Source organism: Rhizobium sp. P32RR-XVIII (assembly GCF_012641395.1).
Classification (GTDB): domain Bacteria; phylum Pseudomonadota; class Alphaproteobacteria; order Rhizobiales; family Rhizobiaceae; genus Rhizobium.
Genome location: NZ_JABAIH010000089.1, coordinates 1 through 692, shown reverse-complemented (window position 1 = coordinate 692; position 692 = coordinate 1). Strand labels below are relative to the sequence as shown.

At 59.1% G+C, this 692-nt stretch carries 1 pseudogene; it reads right to left on the bottom strand.

Going from position 1 to position 692, the window contains the following annotated elements:
* A pseudogene (locus tag HGP14_RS35175) lies at window positions 1–692 on the bottom strand (fibronectin type III domain-containing protein); the annotation flags it as partial.

Here is a 692-nt window from a genome sequence, read left to right as displayed (position 1 = left end):
AGATACCGTAAGCGAAGGAAACCAATTGCCCGTCCCCTTTGGGGCGTATCGGACGATGTAGCCAGTTACATGCCCCACATCAGGCGCAAGCCACGACACGGTCAGCGCGGACGTTGCCGGCGTGGTACTCCATATCCGCTCGATCGCGGACATCGAAGACGGAGCATAGGAGCGGTAATCGATCAGCCCCGGAATGCCCGTTTCGAAATCCGGTATGGTGCCCTTGTCCGCATCCATGATTTCTGGCGCGTCATCGACAAGCTCAAGCTGCGCCGTCAGATCCTTTTGCGGCGTGATGCTTTTTACCCGAAGGACGACGCTTTCAAACCCGTCTTCGCCGAACATCACCAGATCGCCGGTGGTCGGCAGGCCACCCGTATCGCTGAGCGTGAAGCTGGAGAATTCGCCATCCGCCCCCGTGATCTTGCGCACCAGCGTCGAGCCGTCCGCAAGCCGGAAACGCATGGAGTAGGTCTTGCCCGCCTCCATCGTGAACGTGTCATCGATAGTCACCGTATCCGGAGAGGATGTGACAGCCTTTACTCGTCCCGCACCAATCCCCCAAAGCACCGTATCGTGGTTGACCAGTACGCGGTCGCCGCGTGTGCAGACAAGGTGCTCGAAATCCGTGGAAAGTGTGTAGACTTCGCGCTGTAGGCGGTTCTGCGCGATGTGATAGCGGCCATGCTTCC